At 50.2% G+C, this 19,476-nt stretch carries 13 protein-coding genes; 11 read left to right on the top strand and 2 right to left on the bottom strand.

The genetic code is table 11. The annotated features are described in order from the left end of the window. The first annotated feature begins 41 nt into the window (after positions 1-41). The 3 genes from Dvar_RS04985 (at position 42) to Dvar_RS04975 (ending at position 5,353) form a co-directional block, all read left to right on the top strand. On the top strand, positions 42-3,089 hold the full coding sequence (locus Dvar_RS04985; protein ID WP_419660603.1) for a response regulator: 3,048 nt from the start codon (positions 42-44) through the stop codon (positions 3,087-3,089). 27 nt (positions 3,090-3,116) lie between these two features. Beyond that, complete coding sequence (locus tag Dvar_RS04980; protein ID WP_419660602.1) at positions 3,117-4,370, top strand: EAL and HDOD domain-containing protein; 1,254 nt, start codon at positions 3,117-3,119, stop codon at positions 4,368-4,370. 428 nt (positions 4,371-4,798) lie between these two features. Continuing rightward, positions 4,799-5,353, top strand: coding sequence for a PEP-CTERM sorting domain-containing protein (locus Dvar_RS04975; protein ID WP_419660601.1), 555 nt, complete (start codon positions 4,799-4,801; stop codon positions 5,351-5,353). Between the two features lie 75 nt (positions 5,354-5,428). Here the strand turns inward: Dvar_RS04975 and Dvar_RS04970 are convergent, their stop codons facing one another. Next, positions 5,429-6,805 (bottom strand): tryptophanase, encoded by a 1,377-nt coding sequence (locus Dvar_RS04970; RefSeq protein ID WP_419660600.1) that lies wholly within the window; start codon positions 6,803-6,805, stop codon positions 5,429-5,431. 232 nt (positions 6,806-7,037) lie between these two features. Here Dvar_RS04970 and Dvar_RS04965 point away from each other — a divergent pair, with 232 nt between their 5' ends. The 7 genes from Dvar_RS04965 (at position 7,038) to Dvar_RS04935 (ending at position 17,237) form a co-directional block, all read left to right on the top strand. After that, complete coding sequence (locus Dvar_RS04965) at positions 7,038-7,916, top strand: TIGR02285 family protein (RefSeq protein ID WP_419660599.1); 879 nt, start codon at positions 7,038-7,040, stop codon at positions 7,914-7,916. Between the two features lie 2 nt (positions 7,917-7,918). Next, entirely contained in the window at positions 7,919-9,103 is a 1,185-nt protein-coding gene (locus tag Dvar_RS04960) for a cation diffusion facilitator family transporter (RefSeq protein ID WP_419660598.1), read from the top strand. Positions 9,104-9,279: 176 nt separating this feature from the next. Continuing rightward, complete coding sequence (locus tag Dvar_RS04955) at positions 9,280-9,648, top strand: hypothetical protein (protein WP_419660597.1); 369 nt, start codon at positions 9,280-9,282, stop codon at positions 9,646-9,648. 61 nt (positions 9,649-9,709) lie between these two features. Further along, positions 9,710-12,685, top strand: a complete 2,976-nt coding sequence (locus Dvar_RS04950; protein ID WP_419660596.1) for an insulinase family protein — start codon at positions 9,710-9,712, stop codon at positions 12,683-12,685. A 172-nt stretch (positions 12,686-12,857) separates the two neighbouring features. Continuing rightward, positions 12,858-15,800, top strand: a complete 2,943-nt coding sequence (locus Dvar_RS04945) for a response regulator (RefSeq protein ID WP_419660595.1) — start codon at positions 12,858-12,860, stop codon at positions 15,798-15,800. A 201-nt stretch (positions 15,801-16,001) separates the two neighbouring features. Next, the gene (locus tag Dvar_RS04940; RefSeq protein ID WP_419660594.1) at positions 16,002-16,877 is read left to right on the top strand and encodes a mechanosensitive ion channel family protein; all 876 of its coding nucleotides are present in this window, start codon (positions 16,002-16,004) and stop codon (positions 16,875-16,877) included. Positions 16,878-16,889: 12 nt separating this feature from the next. Further along, entirely contained in the window at positions 16,890-17,237 is a 348-nt protein-coding gene (locus Dvar_RS04935; RefSeq protein ID WP_419660593.1) for a hypothetical protein, read from the top strand. A 149-nt stretch (positions 17,238-17,386) separates the two neighbouring features. Here Dvar_RS04935 and flgM read toward each other — a convergent pair whose 3' ends face one another. After that, positions 17,387-17,707 (bottom strand): flagellar biosynthesis anti-sigma factor FlgM, encoded by a 321-nt coding sequence (flgM, locus tag Dvar_RS04930; protein WP_419660592.1) that lies wholly within the window; start codon positions 17,705-17,707, stop codon positions 17,387-17,389. 265 nt (positions 17,708-17,972) lie between these two features. Between flgM and gdhA the strand changes: the two genes are divergently transcribed. Continuing rightward, positions 17,973-19,322 (top strand): NADP-specific glutamate dehydrogenase, encoded by a 1,350-nt coding sequence (gene gdhA, locus Dvar_RS04925; protein WP_419664069.1) that lies wholly within the window; start codon positions 17,973-17,975, stop codon positions 19,320-19,322. Positions 19,323-19,476: the final 154 nt, after the last annotated feature.

The raw sequence follows: 19,476 nt of genomic DNA, 5'->3' as shown, positions 1-19,476 counted from the left end.
CAATGCAGTTATTCAGTGGCACACCGCCTACAAATGAGGCGATGGTTGTACAACAGGTGGCGATGATCCAAAAGAGCATCATTGCCAACCAATTCGCCGTGGTGGTGAACGCTTGTATTGTCATTGCGGCGTTCTGGTCGATCCATTCCCATTTTGTTTTAACAGCCTGGCTGGCGGCCAATATCAGCGTCAGTGTCTGGCGATTGATCCTGGCCAGGCAGTTCGAACCATTGCGCCGGAGGGATGGCGATACACGCCGATTAGTCAGCCGGTTTCGGTTGGGCCTGATTATCGGGGGGACACTGTGGGGGATAGGCGGATTTGTCTTTTATCCAATCGGCCATCCCTATCACTTGACCTTCCTTTTAATCATCGTGGCCGGCATGTGTGCCAGCTGCACGGTTACCTATGCCGCCCAGTACAGTCTCGCCGTTATCTATATCTTGTTGGTGACAACCCCTGTCGCCTTCCGGTTGTTCTTCGATGGGGGAAAAATCCAGTTTTTGATCGGTATGCTGTGCATGATCTACGCGCTGTTTATGATATTGAGCGCACGACGGATGAATCGGGTAATCGTTGAAGGTATTGCCATGCGCTTTGAAAATAATGAGCTGATCGAGAAATTGAAAGCCCGCGATCAAAAGATGTCGACCATCCAGGAATCTGTGGAGGCCGGCATTGTTCTGATCGACAGCCAAAACAAGGCGATTGTTGATATCAACGCATTCGCCGAGAAACTGCTCAGGGGAAAAAAAGAAACCCTCATCGGCCAGGCGTGCCATTCATACCTTTGCCCAATGAAATCGGGCGAGTGTCCGGTCACCGACCACGGCCAAGAGATTAACAACTTGGCAACCGAATTGACCACCGCTGACGGCGCCACCATTCCGATTTTAAAAACGGTCAGATCAATTACGTTGGAAGGGTGTTCCTACTTATTGGAAACATTCGTAGACATCACCCAAATCAAACGTCTTGAGAATGACCTTCGCACCATGTCCAACGAATTGGAAGCCGCCAATCACCAATTGATCCAGGCCAACGATCGGGCCAATGAGTTGACCGTCAAGGCCGAATTCGCCAACATGGCCAAGAGCGAATTCTTGGCCAACATGAGCCACGAAATTCGAACTCCGATGAACGGTGTACTTGGCATGTGTGCCCTGCTGCTAGACAGTGAGCTTTCGGACGAACAGCGCAAGTTTGCTGAAATCATTCGCGTCTCCAGTGAGGATCTGCTGCGGTTGATAAACGATATCCTCGATTTTTCCAAAATCGAATCGGGCAAATTGGAACTGGAAATGCTGGGCTTTGACTTGCAGCACTGTATGGAAGACGTTCTCGACACTCTGGCTGTCAAGGCCCATAAAAAGGGACTGGAGCTGAATGGAATCATTTCTCCCGATGTCCCCACGTCACTGAAAGGGGACCCCAACCGCTTGCGTCAGATTTTAATCAACCTGATTGCAAATGCAGTCAAGTTTGCGGAAAAAGGCGATGTATGGGTAGAAATCCAGCTCACGGAAAGGGATCAGGAATGGGTTTGGCTTCATTTTGAAGTTCGCGATACCGGTATCGGTATCCCTGTCCATCGCCAAGGGACACTATTCTCCCCGTTTGTTCAGGGAGATGGATCCACCACCCGTAAATATGGGGGAACAGGCCTGGGACTGGCGATTTCAAAGCAACTCGTTGAATTAATGGGGGGGCGGATCGGCGTTCAAAGCCAGGCAGGAAAAGGATCAACGTTTTGGTTCGATGTCAAATTTGAGACCCAACGGACGATGGCTGATCCATTAACACAAACAACAGGTCGGTTGTCCGGCACAACCGTGTTGGTCGTGGATCCCAATGAATCCAGTCGCCGCGCTATTGCCGCCATGCTAAATAGGTTAGGATGCGCCATGAAAACGGTGGGCGACGGCTCGGCCGCACTTCATGAACTCAGGCAGGCATATGATCGGGAAGCGCCCTATCAAGTGGCGCTATTGTCATTGCATCTGCCCGACATGGAAGGTGCAGCCCTTGGGGAGATGATAAAAGCGGATTCGCACCTTCATCACACGGCAATCATTCTAATGCCCCTGTTTGGCCGGCATGAAAATCTAAAACCGTTTAAGAAACTTGGGTTTAGTGGTTTTCTCGCCAAGCCGATTCGCAGGGCGCGGCTGCATGAATGCCTGTGTTTGGCGTTAGCGGGACCGGTGGCGGAAGAAAATCTTGAACCCGACCAGATGATCACGCGCCCCCCCCATAACGAAGCATGGAAACGACAATCGTCAATTTTGTTGGTTGACGATAACTTGACCAATCAGCAGGTAGCAACGGCCATAATAGAGAAGCTGGGGTATCACGCCGATATTGCAGGCAACGGAAAATCCGCAATCGAGGCCCTGGCGGGCAAGGCCTACGATCTTGTGTTCATGGATTGCCAGATGCCGGAAATGGATGGATATGAGGCAACACGGAAAATCCGCAAATCCAATAATGGAATCATCTCCCCAACCATTCCGATTATCGCCATGACTGCCCATGCCATGAAAGGTGATCGTGAAAAATGTTTGCGAGCGGGTATGAACGACTACATTTCCAAGCCGATTCTTCCGGATGTCTTGTCACGAATGCTTGAGAAGTGGCTGTCAGGTGGTGCAAAAAACAAATCGGCGGTGGATAGACATCAAAGCGATAACGATGAATCCCGCCTTGAAGAGGAAGTAAATCCCCCCTGCCAATCAACATCAATGGAATTCGATCCAATGAGGACAATATTCGATCGGGCTGCTTTTCTGGAACGGTTATCGGGCGATACGGAATTGGCCAAGGTGGTGATAGAGACTTTTATAGACGATATTCCAGGCGAAATTAGCTTGATCGAGACGGCCATCGATCAGGGTGACACACAAGCGGCCATGGCTCAGGCCCACAAAATCAAGGGAGCGGCCGCCAATGTGGGCGGCATGACCCTGAGTACGGTTGCCGCCGATATGGAAAAGACCTGCAAAAACAACGATGTGAAGCAATTGACAACGATCATGCCGATTCTAAAACAGGCGTTCGCAGAACTGGAAAAAGCCATGCAAGCATTATAAAAAAATGTATTTCGAGGACACACACAAATGACATCACCGATAAAAGAACCGCTTTTTGAATATTTTTTTGTAGCAAAACAGCCAATTTTCAACAACGTCGGTGAAATTTGGGGGTATGAACTACTCTACCGCAATGGATCCGGCAAGCAGCATGCCGAAATACAAAATCATGACATCGCCACATTATGTGTGGCCACATTCGGATTCGCCCAAGCTCAGGAGTTCTGTGACCAGTCCAAAAAAATTGCCATCAATTTCACGGAAAAACTAATACTGGACGGTGCGCCGCGGGGGCTTCCGCCGGAAGTAACCGTTGTTGAAATCAAGGCTGAAGACCCACCGAGCAAATCCCTGATCGAAGCATTGCGATCATTAAAGGAAGAAAAGTATCGTATTGCCATTGAAACCCACGGCGGACAGGTCCCGCACGATGCGTTGCTTGCCATTGCCGATATCATTAAAATCGATACAGCCGGTAAAACCGAGTCGGCGCTTGAAGAGATCTTTTTAACAGTCGGCGCCATCGGCTGCATGAAGCTGGCCAAAAAAGTCGACTGCCGTGAATCCGTTGAGCAGTTGCGTGCCTTGGGATGTGACCTCTACCAAGGCTTTTTTTTCGCCAAGCCCGTGAACTTGCGGGGGCGGACGCTCAAATCGACCCAAGTTTCCAAACTGCGAATTTTGCAAACCATTGAGCAACCGGACGTAGATGTTCAATCAATCAAGGAAAGCATCAAAGCAGATCCAAGTATCACTTATCGCTTAATGCACTTTTTGAACTCGGCCGCCTTTGGCTTCCAGGTAAAAATCGAATCGGTGGCGCATGCCATCCGAATGATCGGAATCAAACGGCTGAAATATTGGCTGCGCATGGCCGTCATGGCAGACTTGAATGTGCAAGGCAATACCCCGGAACTTTATGTCATGGGATTGAATCGAGGCCGCTTCCTTGAGGAACTGGTCGAGCAAGGACAGATGGCGTCGCTTAATCCTGACAGCATGTTTTTATTTGGTATGCTGTCGCTCATTGAAGCCATGCTTGAAGTCCCATTAGACACCATCATCGGCAACCTGCCGCTTTCAGATGATATTCAATCCGGTTTATTTGATCCCGATTCAACCTACGGGAAATATTTAAAGCTGGTGATCGCTCTCGAAAATGCCAACGCGTCTATGATTGAAGCGCTGTGCCGGGAGATGGGGATAGACCAGAAAACAGTTGCCGCATGCTATAGCCACGCCATTGCATGGGCGTATCAGATGTCCCAGGCCATGCAATGATCATTTCCCCCGTATTGCTCATGGGATTTTGCATCTTGTCATTATCCGAGGGATTAAACGCAAGAAGATTTTCCGGGATACCCATGACTGCAATGTCAAAAAGCCATTGCTCCATTTTGAAGCAAGACACGAATTGATTCATTTTAATGCAAATCAGGAATTATATATTATAACAAGTAATTAGACTCCTATCATGGTTTGGAATGCTTCTTTTTGAAGCAATTCCTCCATTCACAAAAATACCTCCCATTGATTCCTATCAAATTGAAATAAATACAAATTAATTTAACCCGAATCAGCGGTTTTACTTTCTTTTCATCATGGTACATCTATTGCTCTTTACCAAGTTATGGCTATTCACTACCGAGTCATGAATAATGGTTGTGAAGATGTTTTTATTAAAAATTAGATCAATGAAGGTAAAAGCAATGAAAACAAGAATTCTTTTAGCAATCATTTTTATGGTCACAGGAGCAATCGGCACGGCCGATGCTATTATGTTCAACGGTCATGACTACGTGGTAATAATTTACGAAGATCAAGACTGGGCTTCAGCCAACGAGCACTTGGCGACGACTTTGGGTTCTGATTACCACCTCGCAACGATAGATTCCAATGGTGAGCAGGAATTTATTGCAACCCTGATGAGTTCCTTGAGCGGTGAATACTGGCTTGGGGGATATCAAGATGAATATGACAACTGGAACTGGGTAACTGGAGAGAATTGGGATTTTACGAGCTGGGGTGAGGGTGAAGCCAACGACTTTTATGGTGCAGGAAGCGAACAATTTCTTGCCATCTGGGACAGATACGACGAATGGGCATGGAATGATGAAGGAAATATCAGAAACATTACAGGCTATATAGCGGAAAGCACGCCAGCTCCAGCCCCTGTGCCCGAACCTGGAACCTTAGTTCTTATTGGAACCGGCTTGGTTAGCCTTGCTGGTATTGGACGAAAAAGAATCAATGCAAAACAATAACTTATGCTCAACAACAGGCAGACCAGCGAAACCTCGCATCTTTTTTACAGGTCATTTACTGCTCGTGCTTGGCCCCTATGCCTCGCATGGAAGAAAATGGCAGGTGAAATGTCGCAAAAACTCAGGTTGCCAGACAATCCGATAGGCCGGCAGCCGATTGCGCTGCCGCCATACGGTTTCCAATACTTCGATCAGATAGTCGAAATGACTTTGCGTATAAACACGCCTAGGAATCGCCAGGCGAACCAATTCCAGTGGTGACGGCTGCTCGTTGCCCTGGGCGTCTTTCTTGGCGAACATGACGCTGCCCAGTTCCACGGATCGAACCCCACCTTCCAGGTAAAGGGCATTGACAATGCCGATCCCCGGATAACCGGACGGTGGAATATGGGGGGCTAAACGCTTGGCATCCAGAAAAACGGCGTGACCGCCTGGCGGCAGAACGATGGGGATGCCCAGGGCGGTCAGATGATCACTCAAATAAGTGATTGTCGCGTGACGGTAAACCTGGTAATCCAATTCGAGCGCCTCCTTCAGTCCCACGGCAATGGCTTCAAGATCCCGGCCGGCCAGCCCGCCATACGTAGGAAATCCCTCCCGGAGAATCAGCAAATTGCGGAATTGCTCGGCCCAGACGTCGTCGTTGCAGGCCAGAAAACCGCCGATATTGGCCAGTCCGTCTTTCTTGCAACTCATGGTTGCGCCATCAGCCAGAGCAAACATCTCCCTGGCGATCTCCAGCAAGGGTTTGTCCGCGTACCCGGTCTCGCGCTCGTGAATGAAAAATGCATTTTCCGCAAACCGGCAGGCATCAATAACCAATGGGATGCCGTGCTGGCGAAGCACAGCCTTGACCTCACGCACGTTCTGGATGGAAACCGGCTGTCCCCCACCGGTGTTGTTGGTCACCGTCAGCATGCAAAACGGAATTTTTTCCGGGCCATGCTTGGCAATGCAGTCTTTTAGCGCCGCCACGTCCATATTTCCCTTGAACGGGCTCTGGTCCTGGGTGGACAATCCTTCCGGGCAAAGCAGATTCAACGCCTTGCCGCCAACATATTCGATATTGGCGCGGGTGGTGTCAAAATGGCTGTTATTGGGAATCACCGATCCTGGTTTCACGAGTGTTTCAGATAAGATGCCTTCGGCGGCGCGCCCCTGATGGGTGGGCAGGACATGAGCAAACCCGGTGATCTCCTTGACCGTCGCCTCAAACCGTTTCCAGGAACGGCTGCCGGCATAGCTTTCATCGCCCAACATCATCGCCGCCCACTGGGCCGTGGACATGGCACCGGTACCGCTGTCGGTCAGCAGATCGATACAGCAATCCTTCGCATCCAACAAAAAAACGTTGTAATGCGCGCGTTTGAGGGCAGCGGCCCGCGCTTCGGGAGTGGTCAGGTGGATGGATTCCGTGGACTTGATCCTGAACGGCTCGATGATGGTACGCATAGCCTCACCCCTTTTCGTGGGTTAGCAGGGTCTTGCGGAAGATGTTTCAACTATACGTCAGGCCTTCTATGCTGGCAACACTGAAATCAATTGGAGATGAAGGTCGTATGCTGCATCACAAAATCACGTGAGGATGATCATATTGACCCACGCCCACAGCTCTGCGATACTGAGTCAAAGCCCAAATCTCTTGTGCCCACGTATGTCCATTGGGGGTGAAAAGGATGCACTCATGAAAAAAAGAATTTCGCTGTTATGGGTGGCCATTATCACTTTATGCGGCCCCCTGTCTTCGGGCTATTGCGATGATACGATTTCCTGGATTTACCTTGGATTTCCGCCAGTCCATATTGAAGATGGTCCGTTTGCCAACAAAGGGTATGGTGATTTTGTTCTACATCTGCTTATCAACAATCTGAAAGCGTATCGGCACAAGCTTTTGAAATGCAACATAGCAAGAGCTCAAGAATTGTTAAAGAATCAGGCAAAGGTCGCTCACCCAGCGTTTTTAAAAAGGTCCGATCGTACCAATTATGTAGAAGTGTCAATACCTGCTTATGTTTTGATCCCCAACGCCGTCCTGGTATTCAGTCATAAGTTAGGTAAATTTCGACCTTACATTGACAGTCAAGGCAAATTTTTGCTGGAAAGAGCGATTATGGAAAGCAGCCTTAAAGTCGGCATTTCCGCTGAAAGAGCCTATGGCGGAATTATTGACCGAATTCTGATGAAACATAAAAATCATAAGAATATCTTCGTTAATTACGATGATGAGTCATTATTGAGAAAACTGCTTTCAATGATGAATGCTGGCAGACTTGATTATATTATCGGCTATCCAAATGAAGGGCAGTATTATGCAAAATCAATTGAGAAAAATATGAACCTTGTCAGTTTTCCGATAGCAGGGATGCCGGACTATTTTTTAGGATATATCGCCGTTCCTAAAAATGACTGGGGAAAATCAATTATTGAAAAAATAAATCTGATCCTCGAAGAAAACAGAAACACGCCGGAATACCATGCCGCATACGAATTTTGGTTAGATGAAAACAGCGTTAAGCACTACAGGCAATACGTTCGAAAAGTATATAGCGAAAGGAAACCATAGCCATGGAGAAAGGGACGAAGGTTGCGCTGCTGGCAATCATGGTAAACCTGCTCCTGTTCGTCATCAAATATTTTTTTTCCAGCCTTTCAGGCAGCATTGCCCTCAAGGCTGACGCCTTTCACTCGCTGTCCGATGTTGTTGCATCGTCGACGGTTTTCATCGGCATTATCATTGCCAAACGCAAGACCCGCGCCTTTCCTTACGGACTTTACAAGGTTGAAAACCTGGCATCGGTTGCCGTGGCGCTGGCCATTTTGTTCGCCGGTTACGAAATTGCCAGGGAGGCCATTTCTGGGACAACGGCTGAGTTGCAAAATGTCGAAGCAACCATTGCTTGCGTATTGTGTGCCATCGGTGTTGCTTTCGTCTACGCCGTCTATGCGGCGAAGGTCGGCCGTGAGATAGGCTCACCAAGCCTGGTTGCTGACGCGAAACACATCGGTGTGGATGTGCTCGCCGGGGGGGCGGTGCTGGCAGGCCTTTTGGGCAGCTTCGCCGGTTTCGACCTGGACCGTATCACCGCGTTTATTGTTGTTGCGATTATCGCCTGGTCTGGCGGAAAAATTTTTATCGACGGCATCCGTGTGCTGCTGGATGCATCCTTGGACTACCAAACCCTGAATCAGGCTGAGAAACTGATCATGGCGGAGCCTCGGGTGACGGCCATCAACCATCTAACGGGACGCAATTCAGGGCGTTACAAGTTTATCGAAGCCAATATCGTATTAAAAGAACACGAGCTGGAAAAAGCCGCCTTTATTGCCAACCGAATCACCGCCAATATTTCAGAGAAGATCAAAAATGTCGACCGGGTCCTGATTTACTACGAACCGATCATGAAGAAAACGCTGGTTTATGCCTTCCCCCTGATGGATGATCAAGGCCAGATGATCTCTGATCATTTTGGTGAAGCCCCCTGCTTTGCCATGGTCACCATCAGAATAAAAGATCGTAAAATAATCAAACAGGAAATCCTGACCAATCCATTCACCCATGTGGGCCATGGTAAGGGAATTCTAGTCGCAGAATTTTTAATCCGGCATTCGGTTGATGCTGTCATCACCCGTGAGCATTTCGCGGGCAAGGGCCCTTTTTATGTATTTTCCAATGCGGCCGTGGATACCTATAAAACCAAGGAAGATACCGTTACCCAGGCGTTGGCGCAATTGGGCATCCACGATGAATAAAGCCATTTTGTGGGCATAATAGTACCTTGGCCAAGGCTGCACCAGGCAATTGAATCCATTCTAAATTGACTTTGAATCCGTTATCCCTTAGTTTTCCCGTATGTCTAGTGACTTATCCCAAAAGACGTATGTTAAGTGATTGGCGTTTTATACCAATGCGCACCATGGAGGCACGAATGACCAAAAGAAAAGGCAAAGCGGTAAGCTTCGATGCCATGGTCAAATTTTTTATGCATAACTACAATATCCCCACCAAACGGGACATTGACCGGATATCCGAGCGACTCGACCGGATGGAAAAACTGATCAAAGCATCCGCGCCGCGAGGTCGGCGCGGGGTGGCCAACCATGGAGAGGCATCTCCAGCCAGTGCCACCGATACGGTACTCAACCTGATTAAAAACAGCCCTGATGATATCAGCGTCAGTAAAATCCGTGAAGAAACCGGCTATGACGATAAAAAGCTGCGCAATATTATTTACCGCCTCAACCAGATGGGAAAAATCAGACGGGTGAGTCGCGGCCATTATCAGATTAAAAATTAACCCAGACAACCTTTCCCGACCCTGTCCCGTTTTCACGCGACAATGTCACTGGAGGCCTTCAATGAAAACAGAACACGCTGCGAAACCACCCGAATTCAAAGCGGGCAGCCGGGTAGGCGGCTATACCGTCAACACCGTTTCCTATTTAACGGACATTCGGTCCTGGCTCTACCAATTGGAACATGACACCAGCGGCGCCCGCCATATCCACATCGGCAACGCCGATCAAGAAAACACCTTTGGCGTGGCGTTCAAGACCGTACCGGCCGACTCCACCGGCGTGGCCCACATCCTGGAACATACGGTGCTTTGCGGTTCCAAGCGTTTTCCAGTGCGCGATCCCTTTTTCTCCATGCTTAAACGCAGCCTGTCCACGTTCATGAACGCCTTTACCGCCTCGGATTGGACCATGTATCCCTTCTCCACCCAGAACCGTAAGGACTATTACAACCTGATGGACGTGTATCTGGATGCGGCCTTTTTCCCTGCCATCGATGAGTTGAGTTTCAAGCAGGAGGGACATCGGCTGGACCTGGAAGGTGACGATGCAAATCCGCGTCTGGCCTATAAAGGCGTGGTCTACAATGAGATGAAAGGCGCCATGTCGTCACCGGACCAGGTCATGGTGCGCAGCCTGCTCAACGCCTTGTATCCGGATACCACTTACAGCTTCAACTCTGGCGGCGAACCATCGGTGATTCCCAGTTTGACGTATCAGCAGCTAAAAGATTTCCATGCCCGTCATTACCATCCCAGTAATGCCTTCTTCTACACGTATGGGGATCTGCCCCTTGCCGATCACCTGGCCTTTATCGAGGATCGTGTACTGCGCCATTTTTCGCGCATCGACCCCATGACCGATGTCCCCTCGCAACCGCGCTGGTCGGCACCCAAAACCGTCACCTACCCCTACCCGCTGGATAAGCACGATGATCCCACCCGGAAATATCAGGCCTGTGTAGCCTGGCTGCTCAATGATATCAAAGACACGTACGAAGTGCTCGTGGCCGTGATCCTTGAGCAAATCCTCATCGGCAATGCCGCCTCCCCGCTGCGCAAGGCCCTGATGGACAGCCAACTGGGCACCGCCCTGTCCGACGGCACGGGATTCGACGGCGAGAACCGGGACACCATGTTCGCTGTGGGACTTAAAGATGTGACGAATACAGATGCGGAAAAGATCGAGCGCATCGTTTTTGATGTCCTCAAACGCCTGGCCGACGACGGAATTGATCCGGAGCTGGTCGAATCGGCGATCCACCAGATCGAATTTCATCGCAAGGAGATTACCAATACCCCGTACCCGTATGGCATCAAGTTGCTTATCGGCGTGTCGGCCAGCTGGCTGCATGGGGGTGATCCGCAGCGTATCCTAAACCTGGATGCAGATCTTGAGCGATTGCGCACCCGGCTTTCCGGAAACCGGTACCTGGAGAAGAAAATCAGCGAATTCTTTTTGGACAATCCCCACCGTGTGCGCTTTACCCTGGTCCCCGACCAGGACATGGCAGCAGCCGAGAATCAGCGCGTTGACCAGGAACTGGCCGATCGGTTGGCCGGCCTGACAACCGATGACCGGGCACGCATCCGAAAAGATGCCGCCGCTTTAGAGGCACTCCAGGAGGCCCAGGAGGATCTGTCCAGCCTGCCCACCCTGGAACGTGAAGACATCCCCCCATCCGTCGTGCGCATTCCTGCCACCCCAGGCATTTTTCAGCCCCCCGTGTTGGCGTACGACCAAAACACATCGGGCATTTTTTATTGCTCAGGGGGACTGGGCACCGGCATGGTGGACAGTGCCTTGATGCCGCTGGTACCGTTTTTCTGCTACGCCGTCTCCAAAATGGGCACCCAGGCCTGCGATTACTCCCAGATGGCCCGCCGTATCGATTTATATACAGGCGGCATCGGTTTTTCGGCCAATGCCCGAACCCGCTTTGACGACAGTGGCGCCTGCCTGCCCTTTATGTCCTTTACCGGCAAGAGCCTAAATCGTAATCAGCTAAAAATGTTCGATATTTTGCATGAGCTGACCAGTCAGGTGGATTTTTCCGATTTCCAGCGCTTACGTCAGCTGGTACTGGAATACCGGGCCGGCCTTGAATCCGCCGTCATCCATAACGGTCATCGCCTGGCCATTTCCCTTGCCTCACGGGGGTTCACGCCCACCAATCATCTTCAGGAAATGTGGGGAGGCATTCACCAGTTGCAGCATATCAAACAGGTGGAAAAGGAAACCGATGGCGATCATATTGAAAAATTGTCCGTTGACCTGCGGGCCATTGGCCGGACGTTGTTTTGTGCCCCAAATATCAAAATGGCCATGATCGGTGAATCCACCATGCTACAGGAAGCCAAGGCACCGTTAAACCATATGATCAAGGCGCTGGATACCGGCGGCCAGGACGGCTTTGTTGCCCCCCGGCTGACCCAGGCACAGGGACCGTCACAGGAAGGATGGTGTACCTCCACGGCTGTCTCCTTTGTGGCCCAGACGTTTCCAACGGTTCGATTCGGTCATCCGGACAGCCCTGCGCTATCGGTGCTGGCCAAAATGCTGCGGTCTTTGTACCTGCACAGGGAAATCCGTGAAAAGGGAGGCGCGTATGGGGGTTTTGCCCTTTACAATGCTGAAGACGGACTATTCAGCTTCGGTTCCTATCGCGATCCCCATATTGTCAATACCCTTGCCGTTTACCATCACACCGTGGATTTTATCCGCTCGGGCAAGTTTACCGAAGAAGACGTCAAGGAAGCGGTATTACAGGTCTGCTCAGACATCGACAAACCCGATCCACCGGGACCTGCGTCTCGCAAGGCATTTTACCGTCAGCTGATTGGCTTGTCCGATGAAACGCGTCAGCGCAACAAGGAAAACCTGCTCAAAATCGATCGTAATGCGGTCATGACGGCAGCCGAGCAATATTTTGACAATACCCATTCAAACAAGGCGGTGGCGGTTATTTCAAGCCGCGATCTGCTTGACGCCGCCAACCAAAAAATGGCAGACACGCCCCTATCCATACAAACGATTTGATGCATTGCGGCCACCGGCATCCTGATGCCGGTGGCTCATGCAGTAATCGCTCACGTTAGTATGCAATTTGATTTTTTTCTTAATAAGTTCATTTCCTCGCCGATACTAGCGGTATATGAAATCGGGATATTACCGATATCGACCAACCACAGGATTTGGGAACAACGCGGTCTTGAAAAGAACCACCACGATATCCGATGCATCCGCTTTTGATGACCAGACCCCGCTTTACAACAGTGGCATCCTGGGCAACTACATCAATTACATCCAGACCCAAAACCTGGATGTGGATATTGGTGCGCTATTGAACTGCGCTGGGATCACACGCTTCGATTTAAACGACGAAGGCCATTTTTTTACCCAAAAACAAATCAATGTCTTTCATGAATGCCTGAATAAAAAGCTGTCGGACCCGGATATTGCCTATAAAGTCGGACAGCATGCGCTTTATATGAAATCAACGGGAACGGTCATGCAATATGGGATGCAGTTTATTACCCCGCAGACCATGTACAAAGCCCTGGACCGCATTTACGCCAAATGGTCGCGGGGACATCTATGTCAGACCACCATTACCGGCAAAGCCCAGGCAGAAGTGTTGATCCGGGTTCGAAAAGGAGTTAAGGAAGAGCCTTTTCAATGTAAGAACCGTCAGGGCATTCTGGAAAGCATTGCCAAAATCCAGACCGGCCAGCCCGCCCAGGTCAATCACCCCCAATGCATGCACCGGGGGGATGATGCCTGCCGTTACCTGATCGCCTGGAAGGAAAAAACGTCCACGATCTTGAAACGCAAAGGTGTGTTGGCCAGCCTGCTGGCCCTGCTTTTTGCGCTAGCCACAGTGGCATTTATGCCCATACTTCCCTGGGCGTTAGTGGTGCTGAGCATGACGCTCATCTGCATGGCTATTTTTCTGGTGAGCAGCCGGTTGGAAAAAAAGGAGTTGGTCCGTTTTTTAAAAGATCAGGGGGATGCGGCCGGTCATCTGCTGCAAGAGATCGAAATCCGCCATTATAATACCCGCCTGGTCAAAGAAATTGGCCAAGCCAGCGTTAACATACTAGAAACACATAATTTTATCAACACCGTACTCCAATCCATCTCCCGCAACACCATTTTTACCCGGGGAATGGTCGCCCTGTATGAAGACGACAGGCGCCAACTGCGTCACGGCGCAAGCTTCGGCCTTTCCGATTCGGAAAAGCATGCGATCAAGGATTGGCAAGTTCGAATCGATGTTGACAACACGAGCAACATCTTCGTTCAATCCCTAACCAGTGGTCAGCCGCTGTTCCTACGCGATATCCAGAACCCGGATTCGGGAATTCTTAATAATATAATCAATGTCTTAAAGTCCATTGAAGTCGACACGCTGATCAGTATCCCGCTGATCTACAAACAAAAACCGGTCGGTTTTCTCTTTGTTGATGCCAAGGGCGCTGAAAAAGAGGCTGACACCAGCGATGTCAACCTGCTCATGAGCATTGCCCCCCAGATTGCCACCGGCGTTGTCAATGCAAAATCCTATACTCAGATTCAGGAAAGTGAGCGGCGCCACCGGTTGCTGACGGAAAATGTGGCCGATGTGATCTGGATTCTTGATTTTGAAACCATGAAGATGAAATATATCAGCCCATCGGTGGAAACGGCTCAAGGATACACGCCCAATGAAATCATGTCCCTGTCCATCGACCAATATCTAACCCCCGATTCTGTCAAACGCGCCACCGAAACACTATACCAGGCCATGGAAGCGGCCAAAGCAAAAAACATCGATCCCAAAACCTATTCGATCACCCTTGAACTGGAAGAGTACCACAAAAATGGGCGTATCATTCCCATCGAAGTCACCGCCGGTTTCCTGGTGGACAAAAAAGGCCTTCCCGATGCTGTTCTGGGGGTTTCGCGGAATTTGTCCGAACGGAAAAAAGCCGACCGCAAACGCACGGAAGACGAAGCCAAGCTGCAACAATCCAAAAAAATGGAAAGCCTGGGTACCATGGCCGGTTCCATTGCCCATAATTTCAACAATCTCTTAATGGTGGTATTGGGCAACCTGGAATTGGCCAAGGAGGATCTGTCGGAGCCATCAACCACCGTCACCAACATCCAACGCGCCATCAACGCGGCCCAGCGCGCAGCCGACCTGAGCAGCATGATGCTAACCTATGTGGGACAACTGAAAAAGGAAAGTATCCCGGTGGACCTGTCTCAGGTGGTGAAATCCGTTCTGGCGAGCATTGATGAGCCGGCGATGGCCAATGTGGTGGTGGAACTGGACTTGGCCGATCCCATGCCGCTGGTTGCCGCTGATGCCGATCAAATGCGTCAAATGGTAGCCGGATTTGTGACCAACGCCATCGAGGCACTGGAAAACAAAAGTGGTCGCATCCGTATCTCAACCGGTTCCATGCATTGCGATCGGCATTATCTGTCCACCACTTATCTTAAAGAAGAGATGCCTGAGGGAAAATACGCCTATGTGGAGGTGGCCGACACTGGCTGCGGTATGGATGCCGAAACCCTGGGCAATGTCTTTGATCCTTTTTTCTCGACGAAGTTCACCGGACGCGGACTTGGCATGGCAGCTGTCATGGGAATCATCCGTTCCCATGGAGGAGCCATCAAAGTCAGCAGCGTCAAGCATGAAGGCTCCGTTTTTTCAGCCCTGTTTCCCATCCAGGGGGTTTGTTTAGGGCAATCCAAACCGGAACCGGTGCAGGCAGAAACACAGACCACGGATAAAACGGTGCTGTTGGTCGACGATGAAGCCATGGTCATGGAAGTTGGATGTCAATTCCTGCAGCGACTGGGATACCAAGTACTCGAGGCGTCAAGCGGCCAGCAGGCTCTGGACATCTTCAGACGGGCATCGGCCACCATCGACTGCATTCTGCTCGACTATACCATGCCGGGCATGGATGGATTGGAGACCATGCAACAAATACGGAACATACGCACCGACGTCCGAATCATCATTACCAGCGGATATACCCGCCAGCAGCTTGAAGATCGTTTTGCCGACATCGGGCTGCCAGACGACTTCATCCAAAAACCTTTCCAGATGAAAGCACTTGAAGAGAAGCTCAACAATGTCATCTCTGAGACGCGCTAATTGCTGCTGCCCATAGGAAGCGCTTGACGCACAAGCTGATCCCGATTAAATAAAAAGAAATCGGTCTTTTTCCACAATCGATGATCGATAGGGCTATTTCCTCTACGCCAAATCCGGCTTTTCCCTGTTAATTCGTTCCTCCAACAAAAATGAACGATCGTTATTCGGTTATAGCTGTCAATCCGTAGGAGAATATATTTAATGAACAATGAATTGAACCGGTTAGAGCGCATCGGAGAGACACTTTCTCAGCATGGCACGGAAATGGCCCTGGCCCTGGGCATTCTGATTTTGGGGTTGCTGGTTGCCCGCTGGATCGATAAGGGACTGCGCATTCTATTGCATCGGCTGCTGCCGGCATCCAAAAACGTCACCGCCATCTGTAATGCCGTTTATATTATCATGGTCATTATGGTTGTGATGGTCGCCGCCGTGCAATATGGCGCAAACCCGGCCAACATGCTGAAACTGCTCACGATCCTGGCCCTGGTCGGCGTGGGACTGATTATTTTTCTACGGCCTTTTATCCCCGCCATGCCGTTTAAAGCCGGAAACATGGTCAGAGCCGCCAACCTTTTGGGCAAGGTCGAAGCCGTCACCTTTTTGAACACCCGTCTTAGGACGGTCGACGGCAAGACCCTTTTTATTCCCAACCGAAAAATTTTGGACGATGTCGTCATCAATTATCACTTCTATGGAAGCCGCCGAATCAAAATCGACGTCAATATCCGTTATGATCAGGATTTGCTGCATGCCAAGCAGACCCTGGAAGCGGTGATGGTCGAGGACCCCCGGGTCAAAACCAAACCGGCCCCCGTTGTCTATGTGTTGAACCTGGCCAGCAATTGTGTGGAGATCGGGGGTCGCTGCTGGGTCGATAAAAAATCGTTTTGGGTTGCCCGCTGCGATCTGATGGAAAAAACCAAACTTCGCTTTGATCATGAAGGGATTCGTTTCGCCTTTCCCCAGCTGGATTTGCATCTTGATCCGGATGAAAAGGGCGGGAACGCGGCAGGCGCCACTGGATTGCCAGATCCCCATGGGCGTTGTGATCCATTGGATGAAGAATTTATCTAAACAGGGGAAAAAATGAAAGTCGCAGATGGATTGAAAATAATCGAAAACGGATGGATTCGAAAACCCAAAGGATTTCGTGTCCGCTTTCACCAACAAACCGAGACCGGCATTGACATGGTCTATTCGCCCCCACAAGAAGATACTCCGCTAAACTCGGACGTCACCGCCTGGCGCTATGCCTGGAAACTGTGGCAGGCCACCCTTGATGCAGCCAAGCAGGAAGCGCCGGGCGCACTGTACAATATAACGGTTGTGGACGATCAAGATAATCCAACCCTGTTTTATGCAACGGGTAAAGCTCAGATATACAATCCCAAAGCAATCATTGAAAATGAGAACATCGGGGATGGTGATGGGTGATGGGTGATGGGTGATGGGTGATGGGTGATGGGTGATGGGTGATTATTTGCAAATGGGTATAAATTGTAAAGGTTATTTGCAAATCAATTGGTTAAATAAAAAAAGGAGACGGTGGGATAACCGTCTCCTTTTTTTGCATGTTGCTTTATTTAGAAAGACATGGCGGCCTCATTGACCATCGATTCCTTTAAGATCCCTTCCGCAGAACGTTGATTGTCGAAAACATAGGATCCGCTTTCCAGATCATTGCGAACTTCTGAGACCAGCGATTCGCGGACATCGGGAATAAACGCCACGGCTCGCTGGGCATCGGCGATCATCCGTCCCTGTTCACTTAAGGCAACCCGATCTTGCTGAGCACCAGCGGCGTTTGCGGTGGTAGTTTTCGCCGTTTCTATTTTATTACCCTGTAATTGCGCGGTCTTGTAGACACTCAGTTGGGATTGAAGATCAGTGCCGTTGATTTTCATGGTCGTATCTCCTTATCTAATGGATCTACGTATATTATTGGCTGCTTTGAATAAAACAATAGTTTTTTTGTCATAAATTGGATAGATCGCTGCTAACGATGCTCCCACAAAAGAAAAATCCCAAATGCTGAATCAAGTCCGATTAATCGTTTACTGACCGGGCATGGCGAAAAACCGCTAAAAAAAACTCGCTTTTTTTTGTCGGATGGGGTTAAAATTTGCGAAACGCCTTTTATGAATTCACCCAAAAACAAGGGGATTCATGATGACCCATATCCTGCACGATGCCCACGACAGAGATCCCCACGAAAAAGAATTTCTTCAAGCCGTAGCGGACGTGATGACCAGTGTTCAACCGGTATTGGATAAGACACCTGAATACCGTCATCATGGTATCGCCAGGCGTATGGTTGAACCTGAACGCATTATTACCTTTCGTGTTCCCTGGTTGGATGACGCCCAACAGGTAAGGGTGAATCGGGGCTTCCGGGTGGAGATGAACAACGCCATCGGTCCATATAAAGGCGGCTTGCGGTTTCATCCATCGGTCAACCAGAGCATTTTAAAGTTTCTGGCTTTCGAGCATGTGTTGAAAAACGCCCTTACCACCATGCCCTTGGGAGGCGCGGCCGGTGGTGCGGATTTCGACCCCAAGGGTAAATCAGACGCTGAAGTGATGCGGTTTTGCCAGAGTTTCATGGCGGAGTTGTTTCGCCATATTGGTGCCGACACGGATGTTCCGGAAGGCGATATCGGCGTGGGATCACGCGAAATCGGCTATTTGTTTGGCATGTATCGAAAACTATGCAATCAGTTCAGTGGCGTTATTACCGGCAAAGGACTGGGGTGGGGCGGCAGCCTGATCCGGCCAGAAGCGGCCGGCTTTGGCTGTGTCTATTTCGCGGCTCAGATGCTGGCCGCCCGTAACGACACATTAGAGGGCAAAACCTGCCTGATCTCCGGATCGGGAAATGTAGCCCAGGCCACGGCCAGAAAACTAATCGAAATGGGCGCCAAGGTAATGACCTTTTCCGACTCATCCGGTCATATCTATGATGAACAAGGGATCGATTTAGACAAGCTCGAATTCGTAAAACGCCTGAAAAATATCAGGCGGGGTAGGATCAGCGAATATGTCGATCAATATCCCGACGCCACCTATACACCCACAACGCCTGAAATGGAAAGCAATCCCTTGTGGGAACATCGCGGCCAATTCGTGTTTCCCTGCGCCACCCAAAATGAAATCAACGCCCAGGACGCCTACCACCTGATCAACAATAACGTAAAGCTGGTATGCGAAGGCGCCAGCATGCCCTGTACGAGCCAGGCACGCACGATTATCATGGACAAAGGCATTCTCTATGGGCCTGGCAACGCCGCCAATGCCGGTGGCGTTGCGGTTTCCGGTCTGGAGCTGACCCAAAACAGTATTCGTTTGACCTGGTTGGGCGATGAGGTGGACAGCCGGCTAAAAATTATCATGAAGGGCATTCATGATACCTGCCTGGCGGCAGCCGACGCCAACGGCCATCCCGGGAACTATTTCATCGGAGCCAATATCGTTGGTTTTATCAAGGTCGCTGAGGCCATGTTGGACCAAGGGGTAATCTAAAAAGCACCACCAACTTTTCTTTCCCTCATTCCAAGGTATTCCGGATTATCTATTGAAGTAGACACGTTCAATGATTACTAGTTCACCACCCGCCCGGCACGCCCCATTTGTTTGATCCTGTGGGCCATCGGGCGGTCCACAATGATACCGTTGA

Source organism: Desulfosarcina variabilis str. Montpellier (genome assembly GCF_048565275.1).
Lineage (GTDB): Bacteria > Desulfobacterota > Desulfobacteria > Desulfobacterales > Desulfosarcinaceae > Desulfosarcina > Desulfosarcina variabilis.
The sequence above is the reverse complement of the archived record's forward strand: the minus strand, read 5'-3'. Positions and strand labels throughout refer to the sequence as shown.